The sequence below is a fragment of the Bradyrhizobium sp. UFLA06-06 genome, assembly GCF_054820065.1.
In genome coordinates this window covers 1-22680 of record NZ_JADFUD010000044.1, presented here as the reverse complement: position 1 = coordinate 22680, position 22680 = coordinate 1, and the positions used below count along the sequence as shown (strand labels likewise).

The following is a 22680-nucleotide window of genomic DNA, read 5'->3' as shown; positions in this document are numbered from 1 at the left end:
GGTCGGGTTGAGGAGTGGGACGACCATCGGCCTCAGCGTTCTCCCCGGGGCGCTGGGGCCGGTTTTTCCGAGGTGCAGTATGACGGACGAACGTCGGGATTGGACCCTGATCATCGGATTTCTAAGCATCGCGGTCGCAGTGCTGATAATCGACCTTGCCTTCTAGGCCGTCCTCGTTGAGCAAGGAAGAGCATGCTCTCCGACCTCGATGCGTGATTTTGAGATGGCTTGCCACCCGATCCTCGTTGTTCGCCAGCAGCTCATAATCATCTGCCAGCTTGAGATAGGCTCGACGTATTCCGTCGTCCATCGCGTACGACGACAGTGTGCGATACTCTTCTGCTATGCGTCGGTGTCTGGCCGCCTCAGCGGCGTAATCGTCCGAACTCATGGGAGGGGCTCCCTGAGGTGACCCTACCAAATCGTGCCGGCTAGACGAACAGGTCTTTGCCCAACTGCAGCATCCTCACGAACGTCCCGCTTTCGTGGTATTCGAGCCAGCAAGCCAGCCCAATACTCAGCCGGCGTCGCCTTGTCCTGGTAGATCATCGGATAGTTGATCCTTTCGATATAGATCCGGCCGATCTCGGATCGGCTCAAAGGCGCGGGCATGTTCCATGATCCGGCGCGCGGCTTCCTCCGGGTCCGCCCAGCGACGGTCTTCCTTCATTTTCATCGTCGAATTCCGTCGCGCCTTTGCGCAGCGTAGATGGTGAGGGGTGTGAATCTGGCTTTCGGCCGGACGGTGGCTATCAAACGTCGCGCCACAGGGACAGCGCATCAGCGACGACGGCTGTTGAGACGGCAGCTTTTCGCCGCGATCCCACATGGCCTGCTTGCGTGCGATCCAGTCGCGATGATCGCGCCATGCCTGGAAGTCCGCCTCGGTCAGGGTCGGCAGCAACGCACCCCATGCCGCTTCGAACCCCGCGCGCCGGTCGTCGAACGTCGCGGCCGGTCCGCCGGTCGACCGGTCAGATCCGGGATAGAAGCCGCATTTCCATTCCCATTGGTCCGCGTGGTTCGGCACGCCCTTGCGCAGCCCGATCGAACCAACGACGACGTCGCGATAAAGGATGCTCCATTTCTCGCGGGCAGCTTCCTTGTCGCGCCGGCGCGTGAGCTTGGTCACGTCGTGTCTCCGATCGGGCAGCGCTGCCACAGTTGCAGCAGCTCCGCGGCCGGCCGCTTGCCAGTCGCGCTGCACTTCACGCAGCGCAGGCGGTCGGCGAGATCGTGCACCCTGGTGGTCGGAACGTGGCGCAGGGCAGCCCAGGTCAACCGCGCGCGGCGTCTTGCACCGCGAGCATTTGATCTCAAGCCACGGATAGCCGGCATTGATAGCCTGGTCGATCGAGTGCTCCACCATCATCACCAGCACCACCTGCCGATTTGCGCTCGACCTGAGTGCTGGACCTGCATATTCCCGTCGAGCCATCTCGGTGAGGGCGCTCCGCTGTTCACGGAGGAAGGCACGTTCGCATCGTGCGGCGGGAGCCAATTCAATCGAGCAGTGCGCGTCGCAGAATCGAGGAGCGCCAGCGATCATCAATCAGTGTCTGGCAATCCCGAGATTCACTTAGTGTATTGGCCCTTAGATGGTCGGTGTCACCGATCGTCGCGCGCGAGCACGACCTTCACTTCGCAGCCGTTCGGGAGCGGGCTGCGGGATACCGAACCCTTCATTTGGGCCGCGAGAAGCTTGATCAGCCGGCTACCCATCCCAGTTTTTGCCTCCGAGGAGCAGCCTACCCCGTCGTCCTTGACGACGATGCTGAGCCTGCGTTCGTCGGCCTTGACATCGACGTCGATGGCGCCAGCCCGCTCGTTCGGGAAGGCATATTTGAAGGCGTTGGTAACCAGTTCGTTCACAATCAGCCCGATATTGGCCGCCTGCACGCTGGCCAGAGAGATCTCGTCGCAGCGCACGCGAACGGCGATCGGCCGCACGCCGCGCTGCAGGTCGCCGAGGCTTCCGCAGAGCGTTTCGATGTAGGGCCCGAGCAGGATCTTGCCGTCGCCGCCCATGCTGTGCAGCCTATCGTGGACCTTGGCGATGACCTCGACGCGCCCGATGGCGGCATGGAGGGCGGCCTGCACCTCCGGATTGACGTCGGCCCGCGCCTGCAGCCGCAACATGGACACGATGGTGGTGAGATCGTTCTTGGTCCTGTGCGCCAGCTCCTGCAGCAACACGTCGGAATAGACCTTGGCTTTGGCCAGGCTCTCTGTGGTGGAGCGCAGAGCTTCGGTGATCCCTGCTAAGCCGAAGCCGGTCAATATGAATACGATCAGTGGTGGCGCCGCCGCAGCGGCGGACCGCGGCAGGAAGAACACGGACGCGAGCACCGCGCTCGCGATCGTGGCGAGAAAGCCGCTCCCTCGGTCAAACAATACGGATGCGAGAAACACGGCGGGTACGAAAAAGAGGAGAGGATAGGCCCCCAAGGGCTCCGGCGCCAAAAGTCGCCCCAGGCATGCGCCTCCCACCAGGGTGAGCGATAGCACGTAGCGCAGCCAGATCGGATAGCTTGGCACCATGTGAAGGAGCTTGAAGACGAACCAATCCATCTTGGGCAACAGCTGCTCCCGGCTAGCTGTTCCTGCATCGAATTCCATGAGGCCAGCGTTGCGCGTGATGACGTTGGCGTTAAACACTCGCAGCCCGCCAAGAATTAGGACAGGCTGCTTGACTTGCCTATGCGCATGCGTCGACAGCTCGCCCGGCCCATCCTACGAGCACGCTTCAGTCTCACCATATGGACAGAGTAGAATGGGGGCTACTAGCTTTGCTGCCATGTCATTCGTGGCCCTCGTGGTCTTCTCCTCGAATAAGCCGATCCTTCAGGGGATGACGTCGACTCGACCTAAGCGGGAAACCCCCTCGCTGGAGCCGTTTCGTTGGAGCAGCTATCAAGGGGCTTATGGCTCAAAAGAAAGAGGCCGCTAAGGAGGTGGCCTCCGTCTTCACATCAATAGGGCGATAGCACTATCACGATGGGGCTCAGCCCGAGCACCACGACGAGCGCACTAAACCGCCAGGCCGAGGCGGCCTTACGGCCTTTCTCTCTTATCTCGCTGTTTTGCCGCTTCGCTGGGGTATTCAGTCGTTCGCCCACGGTCCGTTTCTTCGCCATACCTGCTTTCCCCTTGCGGGAAAGGCTCGTGCGTCTTGCGGCCGATGAACGTATCCGGCGGCGGATTGTCTTTGAGCAACCGGACAGATTCAGCCGAGATCCGGAGGGTCTCATCAATGATGCGCCGGTCTCGCCGCTGGTCGCCGTAAATGAGATTGATGACGCGCTGATCGGCCATGGCCGCGCTCCCTTGCTCAATGCAGGCGGGAGCACGCTTCGGTCTCTCAGCTACCGCTCGGCCGGCGAGAGGTACAATGCACCTAAACGCTTATAACCATCCGCAGTCGGGCAATTCAGGAAGTCTTGCCCCTTTTAGTCTGGAGATCGAAGACCAATCTGACCTGCATGATGGTGCCGGCTTCGTCCCTGACATCGATGGTCATGTCGCGCGGCTTTGCCGACCTCGAGTGGATCGCGTCACGAGCCATATCCGCCAGCGACTTGGCGGCCTCGACTTGAGCGGCCTCGACACTCTTCAGTTCCAGTCCCTCCTCGTCGAGGGCCATTGCCTCTCCCTCGTAGAGATCGAAATAAAAGCGAGGCATCACAGACCTCCAAGACTGCATTCGAATAAAGTAGGCCTATGGAATGTGTTCCTTGCTCGCCGCGGTCTAATGCCTTGTTGCGCGAGGAATGGCCCCTAGCACTCTGCTTCTATCGTCGCGCACTATCACCGCTCGGCCTGTCGCATCTGCCATCTCTCGTGCTTTCCTTAGCGCGGCGTCCGCGTCGGGAAGATCGAGTACTATGCGCTTTCGGCCCTTTTGCTTAACGGACATCGTCCCGACCGAAGCATCCGCGCCTGCGGGGGAAAGCTGCTGGATCGACGGTGGAACGTTGGACATTAATCCGTTTTCGCTTTCCTGCTTTGGGAACGGCTCCTGCGTCTTTCGTCCCAGGAATGTATCGGGAGTCGGTGTCGCCAGCAGCTTCACCGAGGCCGATATTCGACCACGCATGAAAGCGAGGCGCGCTTTGACGGCATCGCCGTCCTGGATGCGATGAACAACCGCCATTGACCGATCTTCCCCGTTTTTTGGCGCAGAGCGCCATTTGGGCCCTAAGTCGGCGGTTGAAGGCCGGGAGCCGATAGCCACTCAGTCATGCGCGCGGCCCTCTCATCCTGGTGGGCTCTCTGCAGAATCGCCTCTTCCTCAGTGCCTGGCGGAAGCTCCTTGGCTTGCGCGCGCAGGCGCAACGCGGTGATGTTCGTTAACGAATCGAAAGGTGCGGCGTTCCAGCCGCGCTGGAACTTCTGTTCATCCGGACGCCATGACCGTCATGGCTGAAAACTGGCGCCCCGGGAAACCGTGCCGCTACCGAGATGGGATCACCGGCAGCCGAGCCAGCACCCGCCTTATGAGCGAACCGGATTGGCAGGTCGCCTGCCTTCGGGATGCTTGTCGATTGTCCGCTTCGATGCAGCGATCGCTTCCTGAGTGCGTTGATAAGTCATTGTTCTGATGGTTTGGCCGCCGGCGATCGGCGTGACTTCGACCAAGAACCCACCGCCGGGTTGCTCGATAATCACCAATCGGTGCGCTAGATATTCAAGTTCATCCGTCACGTTAGTGATCTCGTTCTGGATTTCGGAACAAGCGGGTAAGGCCTGGAATGTTCCAGTGGTGGGACTTTCGGGGGCAGCAAGCTCTGCTGGTGTCAGCGCTCTCCCGGCCACAAGGTTGAGGGCGGGCTCATGGCGGAGATCTTAGTCGTCCGCAGTACCACAAGATGGCTGCGCTTGAACGGGTAGCCGGAGCGTCGCGAGCACAGCTTGCAGCGCATATAGCGCTCCAGCTCGTGGATCGGCGTCCACTTCGGCCGCCTCACGATATCGAGCGCGACCGTCTGATGCGTCTCGCAGCCGAGGCACGTCACTTCGAGGTAGCGGAAACCGGCGTTGAGTGCATCGCCGAGCGCGGGCGACGGCTGGGCGGGCCCCTGAAAAGCGAGTATGCGGGCGTTCCATGCTCGGCAGGCCGCGCCATCCGCCACCAGCCGGGCCTCCTTGACGGGCTCAGCCAGATGCCTGACCGTGGCGCCGAACGTGTACTCGCGTGACTTCGATCCCATGGGGATCCACCTCCGGGCCTGTCGCAAATCCGCAAGATGTGGGGTTCGGGACGGCCGACCGCGTGGCGAGGATCCTCGTTACAACCCGGGCGCCTCACGCGCAGACGACAGCCGTGGAGCTTCGTCAGTTCCTGCAACGCGAGTTGGCCTCATTCAAGATTCCGCGTCACATCCTGATCCTCGACCAGCTGCCAAAAGAAGACACGGGAAAGATTCAAAGGCGACAGCTGCGCGAATTGTTCGACGGGCGGTCGGGTCAACAGGTGTCGATGCGCGTGCCCCGCGCCGCCAAAGGACCATTGGATCTGGAAGCAGAATTGCTGATGCTGTGGAGGCGGCTGCTCAAGTCCGATGCGGTGACGCTCGACGATGATTTCTTCGCGTGCGGTGGTGATTCCCTCCTGGCGATGGAAATGCTGCTTCAGCTCGAACAGCTGATTGGCAAGGCGGTCCCGGAAACGATTCTGTTCGGGGCGGAAACCATTCGACAACTTGCCCAGAAATTAGAGACGGAGACTGACGCGCCGCCGACGCCGATCGCTCAGTTCCATACTGGGGGCCATCGGCCTCCGTTGTACTTTTTCAATGGGGATCTTAGAAACGGCCACACCGGTCTCCGGCGGATGGTCGAACTTTTGCGGTCCGATTATCCGATCATTTCCATCAATCCTCACGGATTTCGTGGAGAACCGATCCCGGCCTCAATCGAGCAAATGGCCGCCGATCGCCTTCCGCTCATCCTGGAACGGCAGGCCAGCGGTCCTTTCCTTCTGGGCGGCAGGTGCAATGGTGCCATGGTGGCGTTCGAAGCAGCTCGCCAGCTAGTGGCGACCGGGCACAACGTTCATATGGTCGCGATGATCGACCCGCCGACCGTTAATGCCCGTCCGGCCACCCGAGCGATCGTCGGGCTGATGAAGCCGATCGCCTCGCGCCACTTTCTACGCAGAATATTTGAACGTCTGGCGCGGCAGGAGCGAGACGCCAAGCATTCGACGAGCGAACCGGTATGGACCGCCAAGGGCAAGATTTCGCCGGCTCTGTGGGATGCTTATTCGATGGCGATGGCGCGATATCTTCCGGCATCGCTCGAGGTCGCCGTTGCCTTTTACGCGGCCGAACACGAGGGACGGAACTGGCGGCACCTGTGTTCTCAGCTCGAGGTCGTCCAAGTGCCTTAGGGGCATGATGGCTGCATGACTGTCGGTGCGGAGCGGCTGGTTGATCAACTGCGGCAAAGAATCAACGCTCTAGCCTCGCGTGCGCCTCCTTACGGCCGAGCAGATGGAGCGCGCGTCTGAAAACGCGACAAAGCGGGACAAAAATTCAAGGTGAGACATTACCGAACTTAGACACGTGTCAAGTCGAGGTAATCCGGCAGAGCGGTCTAAAATGCTGAGATTTCCCGGTAGACTGACGGTGCGCTCAGCCAGTCGCGCGCTGAGGATGCGGTCCGGGGAGGATCACATCCGGAAAGAAGCCCTGACGCCGCTAGCCCCCGTCGGGGCTTCTTGCTGCTTACGCCGGCTCAGAATGTACGAACGCCGCCCGCTTAAAATGCATGCGGACGGCGTCGGTTCTAGCCCCAGGAAGGATCTGCAAAATCCTGGCTAAGCTAAGTCTGCACAAAGACTTAAAAAGTTTAATACCCCTGAAGGGGTAGCTTGCCGTCAGAACGCGCGGCGCGCCCACGTTGTCGCACGACTGGCGTGGTCTCTGCCGATCAGCCGAACAGGCCTTTGCCAGCCTGCGCCATTCTGACGAAGGTGCCGTTCTCGCGGTACTCAAGCCACTTCATGTTTCCTCGGCATACTTCAGGTCAGCCCAATACTCAGCCGGTGTCGCCTTATCCCGGTAGAGCATTGGATAGTTGATCTTCTCGATCTAGATCCGGCCGCCCTGGATCGGCTCGAATGCGTGAGCGTGCTCCATGATCCTGCGGGCGGCTTTCTCGGGACTGGCGTAAAGGACGATCTGCGGTCAGTTTCATCGGCGGTTTGGAGATTAGCTACTTTTCTGCGGGGGCGCCGTTCCGTGTGCATTCATTGGAAAATATGGCGCTCTCACGGCAATCGAAGCGAAAGACTTGAGATCGACGAAGCTACAGTATTGGTTCGATCGATCGATGCATGGCCGACGTCGATTATACCAGTCACCGAGTCCTACAGCCTCAGCGATGAAGAGAAAGTCAGCCTCGCTTAATTTGAAGGTCAAAGCCCTACCGCTGTTCAACCCTGGTGCGCCACAGGGCATCGAAGGTATTCTGGCGAGATGGCGTCCATTCTTCTGAACCGATCGGATCGCTGGGCTTCTCTATGAGTGCACTTGCAAGCTCCTCGGTGGGACGTGCCTGCGTCGAAATCCGCACGGGCCACTCCAATAATGATTTTGAAAGCATGGGCTTGCCTTCGTACCAGCATTTTCGTCCGTCGATGAGGCGCCAAGACCAATACTCGCGCGGATTTGGGGGCATCACCGCACTGCATTGCTGTTTTGCCTGCGCGGTCGGCATTCCAATCAATAGAAAAGTAGCGATGCGAGCGGCCAAAGGAATAAATGAAAATTGCCTCTTCATCGGAACACTTAGAGACTACTTCGTTGCCGCAGTCGACTTACAGCAACGACCAAGTCGGGCCGCTCAAGAACCTCAACTAACTTGTCGAGTATGCGTTCACTGTCGTGGGGGCGGGGCAGAAGATACTCGTCCAATATGCACAGGGCTTCGCTGACGGCATGAAGTGCCAGCTGTTGATCGGTCATCGCTTCTTACCCATTCGAATTGGCGGAGCGTTGCGATTTCAAGGAAGCTTAAAGATCAAGTCAGCTTTTGGACTTATCCCATCAAATTTTATTTCAATCGAGGGTGAATTTAGGTCAGCGCTTCTGTCTCAGGATTGCGATTTGGCTATCGCCTCACCGCCGCTCCGCGCAACGCCACGTGCACTTCGATGGGCGTATCGCTACACAAACGAAGAGTCCGACAAGGCGCTGCGCCTCCACGCCCGGATTAGCGCGACGGATCACGCGATGGGAGCGCGAGGATCTGCTCGACGCTTTGCAGCAGCGGCTCGATGCGAACCCGCTTGCTATGCGCCTTCGTCGCGAGACGGTCGAGCATCCGTTCAGCGTCACCTCATCAAGCCGTGCGAAATGAGCCTTCAAATTTTTCAAGTCAGTGAATTTCTTGCATAGCGCCAGCAACTACCACCGTTGCCCGATCTTCTTGACTCCCGATCTCGGAAGAACGGCGCGGGCGCGGGAGTTAAGGCTCAATAGATTGGGGCCAAAAAAGCGAAGTGTGGCAGGATCACTGGCTTGTAGCAGCCACCAGTCGGCGCATAGTCAAGCAATGATCGAGCAGCGTCCAGCCTTCATGGCTTGCAAAAACCCCGGCACCGGCTGGAGAATCGATATTCTGTGGGCCGATGGCGAAACCGAAGTCATCAAAGGTTTTGTTACGGAGCACGACGCAACCAAGTGGATTTCCGAGCATTCGGCGGCGTGCCAAGAAAGCGCTAGCCCACCGCGCTAGCATGGCTTCTAGTTCGGAGGAGCGGCGACGATGGATCGCGAGACGGAAGAACTGGCAAGTAAAATCGCAGAATGCGCGAGACAGGCGCGCCATCAAGCCGCGCTTCTGCCGGAAGGTCCAGTCCGCGACGCACTGATAGAAAAAGCCAAGCATTACGAAGCACAAATCCCCGCCGACTCTACGTATACGACTGTTACGCAGCGCTAATGGGCAGGTGACTGCATTGCTTCGGCGCTCCGACTCATCCGGCAGGCTTCCACCCGAGGTTTGCCTTTGAGTTAAGTGTTCTTCCTTCATCTTCATCGTCGAATTGCGTCGTTTTTAGATGTGCCCGCGGTGTGTGCAACTCTCGGCCGGTGGTGGCTATCGACGTTGCGCCGCAGGGACAGCGCATCAGTGACACGGCCTCCCTCATCAGTGACACGGCCTCCCTGAGGGCAGCTTTTCGCCGCATGCCCCATGGCGCTGCTTGCGCAATCCGGTCCGCTGATTGCGCCAGCCTTGGAAGTGCTCTCCGATCAGTATCGGCCGCAACCAAATGGAGACCGGCCTCGCCATTGCTCTACAGTGTAAAGACATTGAAAATGAATGATTTGGAATTGCGCTTGATGCTGGCAGGAGTCCGTTTGGTGACGTCAAAGAGCTCTTAGTTCAAGGCCAAATCTGAAATGCGAGCGGGGGCGGGCGATCGAGCTGCTGCCGGGGCAGGCCACGGCGACGAAATAGTCTTGCTCGTGGGCGCCGCTGAGATTGGCGAATGGAAGCACGACCATAGAAAGACGGGGACGACGAATGCCTTGCGATATCAGGCGATGTCACCGTCGTGCTGAACGAGCCACCAGTGGCGACCGCAAAGGCCCGAACCGGACGAGAAATGTTCTTGAGCACTTGCTCGCCAAGGATCGACGACATCGACATCAACCTTTCCTTGGATTTGATCGTGGATAGATAACGAGATGCAGATGCCGCCCGACGCTGAGATGCCTTCAAGACGCGCAGCGATATTGACGCCGTCTCCGAATATGTCGTGTGGCTCGACGATTATGTCGCCGATATTGACGCCGATGCGAAAGGCGACACGGCCATGTTCCGGATCAGCAGCCGCAAATTCGTGGATGCGGGATTGAAACCGTAATGCGGCTCGAACCGCTTCGACCGCGCTCGGAAACTCTGCCAAGAACCCGTCTCCGGTGTTCTTCACGATACGGCCGCCGTGACTGGCAATAGCGGGCTCACTTCTCTTGCGAGAAGTTCGCTCAGCTTGCCGTGCGTGGCCTCTTCGTCATCGTGCATGAGCCGTGAATAGCCGGCGACATCGGCGGCCATTATAGCCGACAGCCTGCGCTCTATCCGACCTGGCCGCTCTTGCACTATGGACCCGCGATCCAAGCGATGCCCGATTGTACGACGGACAAGCCGCGCCCCCAACGGCCTTGACGAAGATGCCCGAGAGGCCGCCGATCAGCTATCGGCCCGAACGGCACAACCTAGGAACAGTCGATATTCGCCGGACGTTAGCGCTCATGCAGCAAGTCCGTTTGGTGGGCGACCGGCGCGAGGAGACTTACATGGCTGACGAAAGCTCAGTTGCACCTACTGCCACGCCCGAGCAGCGAATAGACCGAGCTTCAAAAGCGATCCGGCGGATGGCTGAAGACGATGCGTTGCAACATTTGCCACAACATGATCGGTGGCTGCATCATTTGAGTGAAGCGACCCGGGCAGCTCCATTTCAGTCGCTTGCCGTTGCATTCTTGCTAGGCGCCTTCCTAGCTCGTCGGTAGCGTCCATGCAGCGCAGCCCTACGAATTGCCAGACGGCAATATCTTATTCGGATTGCTCAATGACCTTGCTCACATCAGGCTCATCAATCCCATCCGCCCGATTGCACTCGCAAGGCATGCCGGCGCCGCACTGACAGCCATGTGCCTCCGCCGTCCAAGGCAAGTGCGGATGGTTCTCGCAGACCCAACCCAACCCCAAGCAAATCGGACAGGTGGGTTTGGTCATTCTTGAGCTTTGTCGGGCAGACCCAATTCCTTGCGGACCGCAGCAGCGGAGTTGCCGACCTTTTCGACGACCTTCTGAAGGTCATTCTTCGACACACCAAGTGCATGGGTCCAATACTTCACCTCGTATGGCTCGTGCATGTTGATCTTCGAGCGATCTGGCTGGACGCGGTTGGTTAAATTGTCCGGCATTGCCTCTATCCCAAAATAAAAGGTCGCGGCCGTTGGCTGGTCCGAAGAAGATCAGGCTATTGTCGGGGCGGTTTGCAAAATTGACTGTCGCGGCAGTAACGTCGGCCAGCCAAAGCTAGTTCCTACCAACGCTTCCTTGCCCCCGAAGATCCGGGGTACATTCTCAATCAGTTTAAACCAGTGGCCCCGGCTGCACCTCGCTAGGGCCGTCGACTCGGCCTCAGCGTCTCGCCGGGGCCGTTTCTGTTCAGGGAACGAGCAGCAGTCCACGACGTCAAATCTAAACGATGGACTGGGACTATTACCGCGGCCTTAGCGCTCTCCGCGGGCGTTGAGGCCATTCTAACGTCAGGGGCCGGTTTTCGCGACTCGTGAAAAGCTTCGCTAAAATCTCAGCCTGGTCTTTTGTCAGCTTCTCGGCGAACGCGCCGTCCTTTTCTATCTGGGCCGGTCCTTTGCATTCGCTATCGTAGACCATCCAGCCGTTGCCGCCTTGCCGAACGAGGAATCGGCCTCTCATCGGGCGTCCAATAAATTCCATTGCAACACCACCTGTGAAATTGAAGGGTTTCAGGCGTCCAGCGAATTGAAACGGCCCCAACCCGAGGGCCGCCAACCCGAACAATGCGGGTTTTCCTCCAGCAGCCGGGGGGCCCTGGAGCGGCTGGGGGACCTGAGCCGACTCGTTGCCAAGCCGATCGTTCCTATTATCGATCGTTAGGATAAACGGCCCAGTGGTGCTGGTTCTGGCGTGCAGGTGATCGTGGCAACTCGGCCCCTCCGCGCCGCGCCTCACCGCGTTGGGGCCGTTTTTGCAAAGACTACGCGAAAAGGTCTTTGCTGACCTGGGTGATCCGCGGAGTGCCAGCATTATTAGCGAACCGAAATAAAAATTCAGCTGAAGTCGTGTTTATTCGGTTAGCCGAACAGATTCTCGCCGGCCCAGGGTCATGCGATTGGGTGCCGTCCTAGTTAGGACATTCGCTGCGGGCCTACCTTAGAACGCGACAAAGAAAAAACCCATCAGTAGCAGGGCGAGCAAAACAGACGCCCCGGCCGCCATCTTTAGTCCGGCGCTTGGCTTCGCTGATTGGTTCATATTGGGGGCCGTAACCCGCGAGATTGAAGTCACTCGCTCATATGCGCGCCGGTCTCAGCTTGCCGGGTTCTCTTAAGTAGCTGCTCTTTTTCCATACCTGCGCGGAGTACGCTTTCTTCTTCACGAAGACTCTTGGCCTCTTCAGTAAGGAGTTCCTCTAGAGTGTGCTCTTGCTTGAAGTGCCGACGCTTAATGACCATGCGCTGTCCTTTCCGTGGCGGAAGGCGACGTGCCCCCGAGCTGGAGCTACTTCGAGATAGCGATGCGGCGATGAGCGCGTCGCCGAGGGGCGGATGGGCGCGGATTCGAGAATGCCCCCGGCGTAGCTTTCTCAAGCAGAAAAAGCGGGTGCGCGTTCGCGACCGCTTTTTCTTGATGTCGGTTTGAGGGGACCTCTTACTTTGCAGGCTCCATCATTGGTTTGCCCTTATCGACGATATGAACCGTCAACATCTTCAGGGTTTTGTCGCCTGCCACCTTGAAACCACCGTGGGGCACGTCGCGAATGTTGATTGTTGCTGCTCCCGTAGGAAATGGCACCTCTTTTCCATCGGGTAGCGCCAACGTTGCGCCCTCTAGAACGTAAACGGCTTCCTCGCCATGATGCGTGTGGCGAATGAGATTATTTCCGGGCTGTACGTCGACGACGCTGACTACAATCTCCATATTCGTGCCGCTTAGGTCGGCGCGTTTCAACTCGGTGCGGTTTGTTTGGGCATTCGCGGACCAGGTAAGGGCGAAGAAAATAAGAGCAGTGATCCGAAGCATACTTTCCTCCTCAAATGGACAATGAAATGTTTTCGCGACACGCCAATGTGACACCCACTTATCCAACAGCAACCATTACGAGAGTGCAAGGGAAGTGCAGCACAATCCATCCTGAAGCAGATTGTGGCGATTGAGGCGACGACTACACCACCCCGCCGATCGTGGTATCGACCGCGTGATGGCCGCATCGTCAGAGATTGCGAAGCAAAGTAAACCTCCGCGCGTCGGATGTTTACCAGTAGGAGAAATCGGCAGGGCCTACCAGAGACGTCCTTGGCGAATTGATCACTTCGCCTCAGTCGACCCGGGTATCAACCCAGCCGACCTTGCCGCAGGCGGTGAACTTGCGGTGCGCCGAGATTTCAGCCCAATCCCATCTGCAAGTCGGCAAGCTTCAGCAGCCGCTATGACGTTGGCAGCCGACGGAAGAACACAAGCACCGTCTTGAAACCGGCGTTGAGATCGACAGGGCCAGTCCAATAACGGAGATGACGGGCGGGTTTTCGACGCCAAGGCATGGGCCGATATACTCAGTGCATCGAGTTCATGGCCGGTCGGGCTGCAGAGCGCATGTTGCTAGGCGGCGAACTCGCCGCTCTGGTTGAAGAACGTCCTTGGCGGGGATCGCTTGTGCATTTCTCTGCATGAACGAAAACATCCAGGTCCGGAAGCTTCATTCGCAGCTCCTCAACGAAGAGCGGGCGAGCAAGCCGCCGCCGGCGGTCACGCGGTGGCGACAATCCACTCCGAAGAGCTGCAGCAGGCTCGGCGGGGATTGCTCGGTGAGCCAATCAAAATCAAGGTTCGCGCATTCCCTCGAGACCTATCGGCAATACCCGGGCAAACAGATAGGTCAGCAACGTCCGTGCGCCGGCTTTGACGTCGGCAGTAACAGTCATCCCTGGCTTTAGCTGGAAGCCTCCGGGCACCCCGTACATCTTGAGCTGATCAATCGCCACGCGCGCCTTGTAGAAAACCGCCGCGCTATCGTTTTGTGTGACGACCGTCCCGCGCTGCGTATCTTGGCCGCCGCTGAAGCTATCGGGGCTGATGAAGCGGACAGTCCCCTCGGCCAGGCCGTATTGGACGAAGGGGAACGTGTCGAATTTAATTGCAACCTTCTGTCCGGCGTGAACATAACCAGCATCGGCGGTAGCTATGCGCATTTCTACCTCGAGCGGCGCATCGCTCGGTACAAGCGTGATAAGCGGCTCGCCGGATTGCAACACCGAGCCGACGGAGACCTTGGCCACGCTAAGGACCACGGCGTCCTGATCGGCGCGTAAGTCAACGAGTTCGCGGCGAAGTGTTGCCTTGCGCAGGTTTTCAGTGGCATCGCTAAGGCTGCGTCTACGCAATGTGAGTTCCTCGCTGATCTTCGACTTCCACTGTTGTTCGTAACCGTCGCGCTCGGCGACTAGCTGGTCGAGATCGCGGTGGGCGCGCTCAGCTGCACCCGTGGCGTCAGTCAAGTTGCGCTGCATCTCGATCGCTTGGTCTTCCGCGATCAGGCGGTTCACCTGGCTGCCAACTTGCATCCGTTCGAGCTCGCGTCGCTTCGACTCAATCACACTCGCGATCCGATAGCGTTGGCCGAACGCTTCTACGTCGTGCTCGGCGCGGGTTATCTGCGCCTGAAGTCCGCTGAGTTTCTGGTTGTAGCTCTCAATCTGATACCGATACTGCGCTTGGCGTTGGCCATACATTGCAACCTGCAAGACCGTTGAGGTGTCAGCGCTCGATGGCTGGTACGGTATCCCGGAAGCCTCCGCCGTGAGCCGGTCGACCTCGGCCTGGAAGCTATTCACCTGCGTCTGCAGCGCAGTTACGTCAGCCGCCGAAAAGGTCGGATCGAGGCGCGCCAGCAACTCTCCGGCGCGCACGGTCTGGCCCTCGCGCACATTGATTGCGCGTACAATAGCGGTCTCGAGAGGCTGTACGACGTTGGTCGCCTGAAGTGACACGACACGTCCGGAGCCAGTCACGACCATATCTATCGGAAACAAAGCGGAGACCGCCATTGAGGCAATGATCGCCGACACAGCCGTCCAGAGGATACTCCGCGCAGCAGGCTTAAGCGGTGCTTCGACAAGCGCGGCAGTCGGAGACTCAAATTCGAGGAGTGTCGCCGGCGGTGCGTCAACTTTGCCGCGCTCGCTAAACAGTCGATTTATGGCGGGCACCGTCAACGTCATCGCCCGCGGAATCGGGGTCCAGCGAATTCTCTGGGCGGGGGCCTTGCCGAGAGATTTTCGCGCGGTGGCCGGAGACTTGAGGTCTTGTGACGGCACCACGGATGGCGTGCCCCATCTGCGAATATTAAATAAACTGAAGTGCCTGCGCGAAAGCGATAGCACCCGCGACGGATCCCAAAGCTGAGCTGCAGTCGACGTCGTGTCAATTGTTGCGTGGGGCACCGCCGACATCGGGAGGGCTCGTGCGTGCGTCCGGCACGCTATTGCAGCCTGGTTGCTGCACGGAGAGGGCTCATGTTCGTTCTGGGGTACCGCAATCGCGGCCGGCGTCGGTGATAAAGCTGTATGGTGCGCGCCGTCCGCGATGCGCCCACTCGGCAATGCCCGAGGCGCCTGGGGCGGTTGCCCGCGGCTTCGGTTAGCCTCTACCCTCTGAATCGCTTCCTCAAGGGCTAGGCGCTCACATATCAGCTCTGGCTTGGAGAGCGGCGGGTTTCGGTTGCGTGAATGACGGATGAAGGCGGAGCGAGTGCGCTCATAAAGCTCCTGCCGAGCTTCTCCCGTGTTGGGGTCGAGAGCAGCGACGGCCTTGTCGATGAGCGGGTAATACTTCGTCATTCAAAACCTGATATCGAGTTAAAATCGCCGTCTAGGGCCAGCCAGGCCGAAAGCGCGTAGGTCAGTCAGTGTTGCTCCCTTACACAGCTCCAGCGTCTGACTCTCGCAGACCTGCATCTGCTTCGTACCCACCTCACAACAGCCTCACTGGGCTAGGCAGCTGAGCAACTTCCCTCTGGATCACGCGCTTGTCCGCTCGGTTCTTTGGCAAGACGCGTCAATTCGAGTGCGGCCTCCGTTACCCCTTGGGCCTCAGCCGCCTCAAGCCAGCGCCGTGCTTCAGCAAGATTAGTCGGGCTGGCAGCGTCGCCAAGGAGTTGTCGGCCAAGCATCAGTTGCGCCCTCGGATGGCCACGCTGCGCCGCCGCGTGGAACCAGCGCCTCGCCAGATCACGATCTGCCGCAATATCATAGCCGCCATTATAAAGTGCACCAAGCGCGAACATCGCCCCAGCATGGCCTTGTTCGGTCGCCTTCTCGAATACCGCGCGCGCGCCGCAATGATCGGTTGGTCCGCCTTGGCCGTTTACAAGCATTTCACCGAGCAGGACTTGCGCGTCCACGATCCCGGCGTCGGCGGCGCGCTTGAGCCAGGCTCGGCCCTCGGCAGTGTCTTCCGGGACACCTCGGCCTTCAATCAATATGCGACCATACCAGTACTGGGCAGTCGGGACACCCACTGCAGCACGACGCAGCCACATTGCGGCCTTAGTATTGTCCGGCTCGATCCCGATGCCCTCAGCAAAGCAGACGGCGAAGTTGAAGGCGGCAATGAGGTCACCCGTTTCCGCAGCGCGTTCGAACCAATTACGAGTCTTCGCTTGGTCGCCGGACTTACCGCTGCCGCGAAGCACGAGATTCGCAAAGTCGACTTTCGACTGTTCGTTACCGAGCTCAGCCGCACGCTCCAGCCAGAAAGTGGCGAGGTCCGAATCGCGGCCGACGGCGGTGCCGACGGTGTAGAGCTGACCCAGCGTTCTCGCAGCTGGCGCGTAACCTCCTTCAGCGGCGCGCTCGAGCCAGGCTACCGCTTCGACATAGTTAGGCGGCAACTCGCCTCCGCGTGCGTACAGGAGGCCAACATGAGCGGCTGCTTCAGCATCGCCGGCCAGTGCTGCCCGGCGCAGCCAGGTTTCGCCTTCGACCAAATCGCGCTTGATACCATGGCCATTGACGAGGGCAACGCCCAAGCGCCTTTGCGCGAGGCGTACGTTCTTGTTGGCGGCATGACGATACAGCTCGAGTGCTCGAGTCAAGTCAGCTCTCGTGCCTATACCGAATTCGGTGAGCGCTGCGATAAGATAGAGAGCGGTGGGAATGCCGGCCGACGACGCCTTCGCAACCTGCTCAAGCGCCTCTCTTTGCGTCTCCTCGTCCTGTGCCCTGCGAAGCAAGGTGAGGCCAAGGCCGAGGCATCCTTGAGGACAGCCGGCTTCCGCGGAGCGCGCGTACCAGCGCTCGGCTGCCGGCACATCTGTGATGGAATGGGGACCGGAAGTTAAAATATACGCGAGAAGAGCCTGGCCTTCGGCCGAGCCGCCGTCGGCGGCGCGGCGCGCCCAGTTGAGTGCTGCTAAGAAATCTGGTCCGCCGCTTTCATCGTCTGTCGCAAAAAGAGCCGCGTTCATCTCAGGGACGATCGATCCTTGGACATACAACAGGGCGACGAAAAACTGCGCTTCTGCCGAACCTCCTTCCGCAGCGCGTTGAAGCCAGCGTGCCGCTTCCGAGGTCGCCTGCGGAACGCCGGTGCCTTCGAGGTAGCATCGTCCCACTCGATACTGCGCTTCAATACAGCCACCGCGGGCGGCGTAGGCAAGTTGATGGAAGCCTTCGACGGCACGTCCGGACTCAAGAAGTTCAATTCCCAGTCGGGTTCGGGCTGATGTTGAGACCGGTGCAATCAGACGATCAACAAAACTCATCCTATTGCCTTGCGTGGTGCGCTTACTCTCGTCCAGCAGAGGATTTAAGCGAACGCTGGCGCCCGCCCTCCAAATGCCGGTGTTGCTGCTGCCAGAGCTGTCGATAAACGGAGCAGCGTTCAAGTAGTTCTTCATGTGGGCCGATATCGACGACCTTGCCCTTTTCCAGGACAAGGATCTGATCGCAGTCGACCAGAGAGGATAACCGATGGGAGACGATGATCATCGTCCGGCCTTTGGCGATGCGCAAAAGGTTGGCGTTGACGAGCGCCTCGCTCTCGGGATCGAGCGCGCTCGTCGCCTCGTCCAAGATCAGAAGGCGCGGATCGGAAACGAGCGCGCGTGCGATGGCGAGACGCTGGCGCTGTCCTCCAGAGAGGTTGGACGAAGTTTCCTCAATCCAGGTCTCGTATCCCCGCGGCAGCCGCTCGATGAACTCCTCGGCACCCGCCAGGCGGGCCGCCCGCATAGCATGCTCAAGGGTTAAGCCAGGCCGGCTGGCAATGATGTTGTCCCGCACAGTGCCACGGAACAGGAAATTGTCCTGCATAACTACGCCAAAGCTGCTGCGCAGATGAGTTAAATTAATCTCCCGTAGATCGACGCTGTCGATTTTGAGGTAACCGTTGTATTCGCGGTTAATGCCTTGAAGAAGTCGCGCGATCGTCGACTTCCCCGAACCGCTGCGACCGACGAGTCCGAGCATGGTACCTGCCGGAATCTCGAATGAGACGCGGTCGAGTGCGGGCACCGTGGATCCTGGATAAGTAAAGGAGAGATCCTGGAAGGCGATCGCGCCCTCAAATTTCGGTCGAAGGCCGTTCCGCATCGCCGTCGTTTCCGTCGGATGGTTGAGCACATCAGCCACCTCAGTCACCGAAAGGCGAACTTCCTCGATATCTTGCATCAGTTTTGCGAGGCTAATGAGCGGGCTTGCTACTCTCGCACCGAGCATCAAGAACGCGATAAGAACGCCGCCGGTAATTCCGGTGCTGCCCGGTGGCCACGCAACAAGAAGGTAGCAACCAACGAGTAGAACGCCGCGATTGATGAATGCCTCGATCGGATTTACGATGGTCTGCGCGACATTCGAGATGCGGCCCGCGTCGAGACGCGCTTGGCCGGCCTCGGCCACGCGCGCGTCCCATTCTTCATTGCGTACCCTTTCAATTGCAAGGGACTTGACCGTCCGCATGCCGTACACGGTCTCGACGAGCACGGAGTTCTTGCGGTTTTCGGCTGTCACGAGCCGCGCAAAAACCCGCCGTATCGCGGGCAAGAATGCGAGTACCACGAGAGCAACAACGGCAGACGCCGCAAGGACAAGCCAGGCGAGCGTCGCACTCATCCAGAACAGGAACGGCAGCAGTGCGATCAGCGTGAATATGTCGAGAAACGTGCTGACGAGTTTGCCGGTGAAGAAGCTGCGGACGTTGAAGATTTGGCCAATTTTCCGAGCTGTCTCACCGGTCGGATGGCGCTCAAAAAAATCCATCGGCAGTGCGAGCAGCCGCCGAAACACATGCATTCCTAACCGCGCGTCGATCCGCGTTGCGGTGACCTCAATGATTTCGCGGCGTGCGTACCCGAGCAGCGTGTCGTAGGCTGTGACGAGAATCAGTATCAGGGAAATCATGCCCAGCGTCGATATGGCCTGATGCGTAATCACCCGATCGATTGCGACCAGGACCAGGAATGGCGGCACGATCTGCAAGACGCTCAAGCTGATTGAGGCGGCGGTGATCTCGCGCAGATTGCGGCGCTCTTCCAAAACGCGATACATCATCCACGAAAACGAGAACGACTCCTCGTCGGCAACTGCGCCTCGCTCACGGCGCACGAGCAGTACGTCTCCGCGCCAGACATTGGCGAGCCGAAGTTCATCGACGGCAACAGGCTTTTCACCGGGACGAGTTGGATCCAGGACAGATATCGTTCCAGCATTGACATCGTGCGAAACTACGATGCCCGCACCGCCGTCGGATAACAATAGCACCACGGGGGCGTCCGACTGCATGCGGATCAGGTGTCGCCACCGGAGACGCGTCGACTTTGCCCATAGCCCGCTTTCGCGCGCCCATGCAGCAAGAGCAGCGGGAGACGGCGCCTCGCCGGGCATAGCGCGCAACGCCTTGCGATCGAGTTCGACGCCGTGATGCTGTGCGACAAAGATAAGTGCGTCTACTCGCGGCTTAGTCGCATCCCGCTTTTCTTGTGCCTCGGGTATGCCGCCGGGCGTCGGCTTTGTCCCACCGAACTCTTCCGAAAATTGGAAGTCAAACTCCGGTTTCACGCAACGCCCCACTTTCGATCTCTTAGATCTAAAGACTATCTCTCAGCGGCAAATGACTGCGCGCAATAGCTGCGCATTCTTGATCGGCGTACGATTATGGTACCACTCGTGCGCCATTTGGCAAACGCTGACCAGCAGCGAGTTTCGATCGGTCGGCGCAACCCGCGCTGGCGCTCTTTTATTCTTCGTCGACTAGGCTTTGCTTGCTCAATATCACGATCATTCGGCCGTCCCCTGTTCAACGCGCTGTTGGTGGGCTGACAGATGACTTGTCTCTTGGCGGACTGCGGCCGTCAGAGTTGGTGGAGCATGAGATTTGGATTGTCCTGCTCCTCTTGGCGCGGATTGTCATTTGCGCACGCAGTTTCGAGTCTCGACTGCCGCGAGCCCAAGTCGCATCATCCGAAGATTCCGGGGTAATCAAAAAGGGGGATGTCCCCGCAGGGGATCAACGAGATGTTATGACCGCCGCTTTTCCGCGCTCTCGTCGATGGACATCCGACAACTACGCGGCGAGAGCAGTTGCATCGGTTTGTTCGTCATTTTTCATTGAGATAGTCGAGATTTTTGGCATCCGAATAACGGAAATCGATCCCAGTGGCCAATGCAGAAGCAATTGGCGATGAGCAAATGCGGTCGAAAGCAAGCTCTCATCGGACATTGGAACTTTCACTCATTTATCGTTTGTCCGATGTGCGATCGACTCTGCAAACAACATAGAGCAATTGACTCTCCGCATCCCTGCGTGTTGGCTGCGGCGCTTCAACCTGACGGGCTTCTTGGTTTTCAGGATTCGTTTGATGAAAAGCAGTTTTGACACCACCAGCGAACTCCATAAGGGAAGCGATAGCACCGACGGAGCGAAAGGAGCGCTGGGAGGATATGGCTTCGTAGAGGTCGTCGGACGTGCTCATGCGAGCAGCACCGTTGAAATTAGAGTTCAGCGCGACGATGGTGAATTCGTTGTCCTCGGGACCACAACTGCTCTGCCGCTGACCGATCCGTTCGTGCAGCCCGTAGCGATGCCGGATGCGAGCAACCGGTTCGCTTTCAGAACCGGCATTCAACCCGGGACTTACAGTTTTGAGGTGCGGCTTCAAGGCTCGTCATTAGCATCTGACTTGTCTTTGACGGATCTCGTTTCGGCGAAGAAATACTCTTTCGAGGGGGGCATCAGAGGCACTGGGCGCTTTGTCACGCACGACGTCACGGTCACGGCAGCCGCTTAAATTGTAGTGAGCTTCTGGTGGCGTCACTTCCTCCAACTGAGCGTTGCCTAAAATTATCCGGATGGCTCACATTTCGAGCCATTTGAAGCGGAACAGGTGTTGTCGTTGACGCACCTGGAGTTGGAATAAGAAGCACTTTCGAAGCACCAAGAAATACTGGCCGAAGCAGAAAAAATATCCAGCGAGCATAGAGCGTTTTGCCGCGTCTCAGCTTCCGGCGGCGCTGAAGTTCTGAAGAGCGTGTCGCGGCAATTCAACGTTGCGTAACTCCAGTCAATAGAGATCCGAACGATGGCAGCCCTTGGCATAATCACCGTTACCGGCACCATTAGTGGAACCAGCAATCAAGCCGTTTATATCTACTACCGGGATGCCAGTGTTAGCGGCACCAACACGACCGGTTGGATATTGCTTGGATCGACAACGCCAGAAGCGTCTGGGGATCCGCTCAATACCGACGGGGATCAGGATTTTTCTTTCACGGTTGCACTTCCTGCCGGCAACTGGGACTTCGCGGTCGCGGAGGCTACGGGATCGGGCCTTACCTCTCTACAGATCACCGATAGCAACGGCACGACCTTCACTAACTTTTCGACCGGCTCAAGCAGCGGGAACAGGTCGTATTACGTAACCGAAGGTGTGACCGTAAGCATTGCGAGTGGCGCGACCGGTGCGACTGGTGCGACCGGCGCCACTGGTGCGACGGGCGCCACCGGTGCGACCGGAGCAACTGGCGCCACGGGTGCAACTGGCACTACGGGTGCGACGGGAGCCACGGGCGCAACGGGAGCCACCGGCGCGACGGGAGCCACGGGTGCAACGGGCGACACGGGAGCCACCGGCGCAACGGGTGCGACTGGCGCTACGGGTGCAACGGGAGCCACGGGCCCAACCGGAGCCACGGGTGCGACCGGAGCCACGGGTGCAACGGGCGACACGGGAGCCACCGGCGCAACGGGAACGACTGGCGCTACGGGTGCAACGGGAGCCACGGGCCCAACCGGAGCCACGGGTGCAACGGGCGACACGGGTGCAACCGGTGCAACTGGCGCCACGGGTGCAACTGGCGCAACGGGAGCCACTGGTGCGACCGGAGCCACGGGCGCGACGGGAGCCACGGGCGCAACGGGAGACACCGGCGCGACGGGAGTCACCGGCGCCACGGGAGCAACTGGCGCCACGGGAGCAACTGGCGCCACGGGTGCAACTGGCGCGACGGGAGCAACGGGAGCGACCGGAGCCACGGGTGCGACTGGAGCCACGGGCGCAACCGGAGCCACGGGCGCGACGGGAGCCACCGGCGCGACGGGAGCAACTGGCGCCACGGGTGCAACTGGTGCGACGGGAGCAACGGGAGCCACGGGCGCGACGGGAGCCACGGGTGCGACCGGAGCCACGGGCGCGACGGGAGCCACCGGCGCGACGGGAGCCACCGGCGCGACGGGAGCAACTGGCGCCACGGGTGCAACTGGCGCGACGGGAGCAACGGGAGCGACCGGAGCCACGGGTGCGACTGGAGCCACGGGCGCAACCGGAGCCACGGGCGCGACGGGAGCCACGGGCGCGACGGGAGCAACTGGCGCCACGGGTGCAACTGGTGCGACGGGAGC

General features: G+C 59.4%; 19 protein-coding genes and 2 pseudogenes. 3 read left to right on the top strand and 18 right to left on the bottom strand.

Going from position 1 to position 22680, the window contains the following annotated elements; genetic code table 11:
* Nucleotides 1–121: 121 nt before the first annotated feature.
* The 9 genes and pseudogenes from IF803_RS29590 to IF803_RS29550 all read right to left on the bottom strand — a co-directional run bounded on the left by IF803_RS29590 (nucleotide 122) and on the right by IF803_RS29550 (nucleotide 5210).
* Nucleotides 122–391, bottom strand: a complete 270-nt coding sequence (locus IF803_RS29590) for a hypothetical protein (RefSeq protein ID WP_461194512.1) — start codon at nucleotides 389–391, stop codon at nucleotides 122–124.
* Nucleotides 392–517: 126 nt separating this feature from the next.
* A complete protein-coding gene (locus IF803_RS29585; protein ID WP_461194510.1) occupies nucleotides 518–1132 on the bottom strand; it encodes a hypothetical protein in 615 nt (204 codons plus the stop codon).
* Nucleotides 1129–1357: pseudogene (locus IF803_RS29580) on the bottom strand (hypothetical protein); the annotation flags it as partial. The pseudogene IF803_RS29580 and the gene IF803_RS29585, both read right to left, overlap by 4 nt.
* Nucleotides 1358–1608: 251 nt before the next feature.
* Complete coding sequence (locus tag IF803_RS29575; protein ID WP_461194508.1) at nucleotides 1609–2658, bottom strand: sensor histidine kinase; 1050 nt, start codon at nucleotides 2656–2658, stop codon at nucleotides 1609–1611.
* A 396-nt stretch (nucleotides 2659–3054) separates the two neighbouring features.
* Nucleotides 3055–3315: a hypothetical protein gene (locus IF803_RS29570; RefSeq protein WP_028343225.1), complete on the bottom strand. Its 261-nt coding sequence runs from the start codon at nucleotides 3313–3315 to the stop codon at nucleotides 3055–3057.
* A gap of 115 nt (nucleotides 3316–3430) precedes the next feature.
* Nucleotides 3431–3682: a DUF6894 family protein gene (locus IF803_RS29565; RefSeq protein ID WP_028343226.1), complete on the bottom strand. Its 252-nt coding sequence runs from the start codon at nucleotides 3680–3682 to the stop codon at nucleotides 3431–3433.
* Nucleotides 3683–3748: 66 nt separating this feature from the next.
* Nucleotides 3749–4153: a hypothetical protein gene (locus IF803_RS29560; RefSeq protein ID WP_028343227.1), complete on the bottom strand. Its 405-nt coding sequence runs from the start codon at nucleotides 4151–4153 to the stop codon at nucleotides 3749–3751.
* Nucleotides 4154–4494: 341 nt separating this feature from the next.
* A complete protein-coding gene (locus tag IF803_RS29555; RefSeq protein WP_155258698.1) occupies nucleotides 4495–4704 on the bottom strand; it encodes a hypothetical protein in 210 nt (69 codons plus the stop codon).
* A gap of 92 nt (nucleotides 4705–4796) precedes the next feature.
* A complete protein-coding gene (locus IF803_RS29550) occupies nucleotides 4797–5210 on the bottom strand; it encodes a hypothetical protein (RefSeq protein ID WP_028343228.1) in 414 nt (137 codons plus the stop codon).
* Nucleotides 5211–5323: 113 nt separating this feature from the next.
* Here IF803_RS29550 and IF803_RS29545 point away from each other — a divergent pair, with 113 nt between their 5' ends.
* Nucleotides 5324–6391 (top strand): thioesterase domain-containing protein, encoded by a 1068-nt coding sequence (locus tag IF803_RS29545; protein ID WP_245288837.1) that lies wholly within the window; start codon nucleotides 5324–5326, stop codon nucleotides 6389–6391.
* Between the two features lie 1037 nt (nucleotides 6392–7428).
* On the opposite strand, the gene IF803_RS29540 is transcribed toward IF803_RS29545, so the two are convergent.
* The 3 genes and pseudogenes from IF803_RS29540 to IF803_RS29530 form a co-directional block, all read right to left on the bottom strand.
* Nucleotides 7429–7785: a hypothetical protein gene (locus tag IF803_RS29540; protein WP_125459264.1), complete on the bottom strand. Its 357-nt coding sequence runs from the start codon at nucleotides 7783–7785 to the stop codon at nucleotides 7429–7431.
* A gap of 732 nt (nucleotides 7786–8517) precedes the next feature.
* A complete protein-coding gene (locus tag IF803_RS29535; RefSeq protein ID WP_245288838.1) occupies nucleotides 8518–9045 on the bottom strand; it encodes a hypothetical protein in 528 nt (175 codons plus the stop codon).
* A gap of 413 nt (nucleotides 9046–9458) precedes the next feature.
* Nucleotides 9459–10116 (bottom strand): annotated as a pseudogene (locus IF803_RS29530) (adenylate/guanylate cyclase domain-containing protein); the annotation flags it as partial.
* A 194-nt stretch (nucleotides 10117–10310) separates the two neighbouring features.
* Here IF803_RS29530 and IF803_RS29525 point away from each other — a divergent pair.
* A complete protein-coding gene (locus IF803_RS29525; protein ID WP_155258699.1) occupies nucleotides 10311–10526 on the top strand; it encodes a hypothetical protein in 216 nt (71 codons plus the stop codon).
* 222 nt (nucleotides 10527–10748) lie between these two features.
* Here IF803_RS29525 and IF803_RS29520 read toward each other — a convergent pair whose 3' ends face one another.
* The 6 genes from IF803_RS29520 to IF803_RS29495 all read right to left on the bottom strand — a co-directional run bounded on the left by IF803_RS29520 (nucleotide 10749) and on the right by IF803_RS29495 (nucleotide 19841).
* Nucleotides 10749–10943, bottom strand: coding sequence for a DUF3606 domain-containing protein (locus tag IF803_RS29520; RefSeq protein ID WP_016844186.1), 195 nt, complete (start codon nucleotides 10941–10943; stop codon nucleotides 10749–10751).
* A 1128-nt stretch (nucleotides 10944–12071) separates the two neighbouring features.
* Nucleotides 12072–12242: a hypothetical protein gene (locus IF803_RS29515; protein ID WP_196238215.1), complete on the bottom strand. Its 171-nt coding sequence runs from the start codon at nucleotides 12240–12242 to the stop codon at nucleotides 12072–12074.
* A gap of 196 nt (nucleotides 12243–12438) precedes the next feature.
* Complete coding sequence (locus tag IF803_RS29510) at nucleotides 12439–12810, bottom strand: cupin domain-containing protein (protein ID WP_016844188.1); 372 nt, start codon at nucleotides 12808–12810, stop codon at nucleotides 12439–12441.
* A 797-nt stretch (nucleotides 12811–13607) separates the two neighbouring features.
* Nucleotides 13608–15236: an HlyD family type I secretion periplasmic adaptor subunit gene (locus tag IF803_RS29505; protein WP_461194507.1), complete on the bottom strand. Its 1629-nt coding sequence runs from the start codon at nucleotides 15234–15236 to the stop codon at nucleotides 13608–13610.
* Nucleotides 15237–15775: 539 nt separating this feature from the next.
* The gene (locus tag IF803_RS29500) at nucleotides 15776–17683 is read right to left on the bottom strand and encodes a tetratricopeptide repeat protein (RefSeq protein ID WP_245288840.1); all 1908 of its coding nucleotides are present in this window, start codon (nucleotides 17681–17683) and stop codon (nucleotides 15776–15778) included.
* A complete protein-coding gene (locus IF803_RS29495; RefSeq protein WP_461194506.1) occupies nucleotides 17571–19841 on the bottom strand; it encodes a peptidase domain-containing ABC transporter in 2271 nt (756 codons plus the stop codon). The genes IF803_RS29500 and IF803_RS29495 overlap by 113 nt, the downstream gene beginning before the upstream one ends.
* 800 nt (nucleotides 19842–20641) lie before the next feature.
* Between IF803_RS29495 and IF803_RS29490 the strand changes: the two genes are divergently transcribed.
* On the top strand, nucleotides 20642–21070 hold the full coding sequence (locus tag IF803_RS29490) for a hypothetical protein (RefSeq protein ID WP_155258700.1): 429 nt from the start codon (nucleotides 20642–20644) through the stop codon (nucleotides 21068–21070).
* The last annotated feature ends 1610 nt before the right edge of the window (nucleotides 21071–22680 follow it).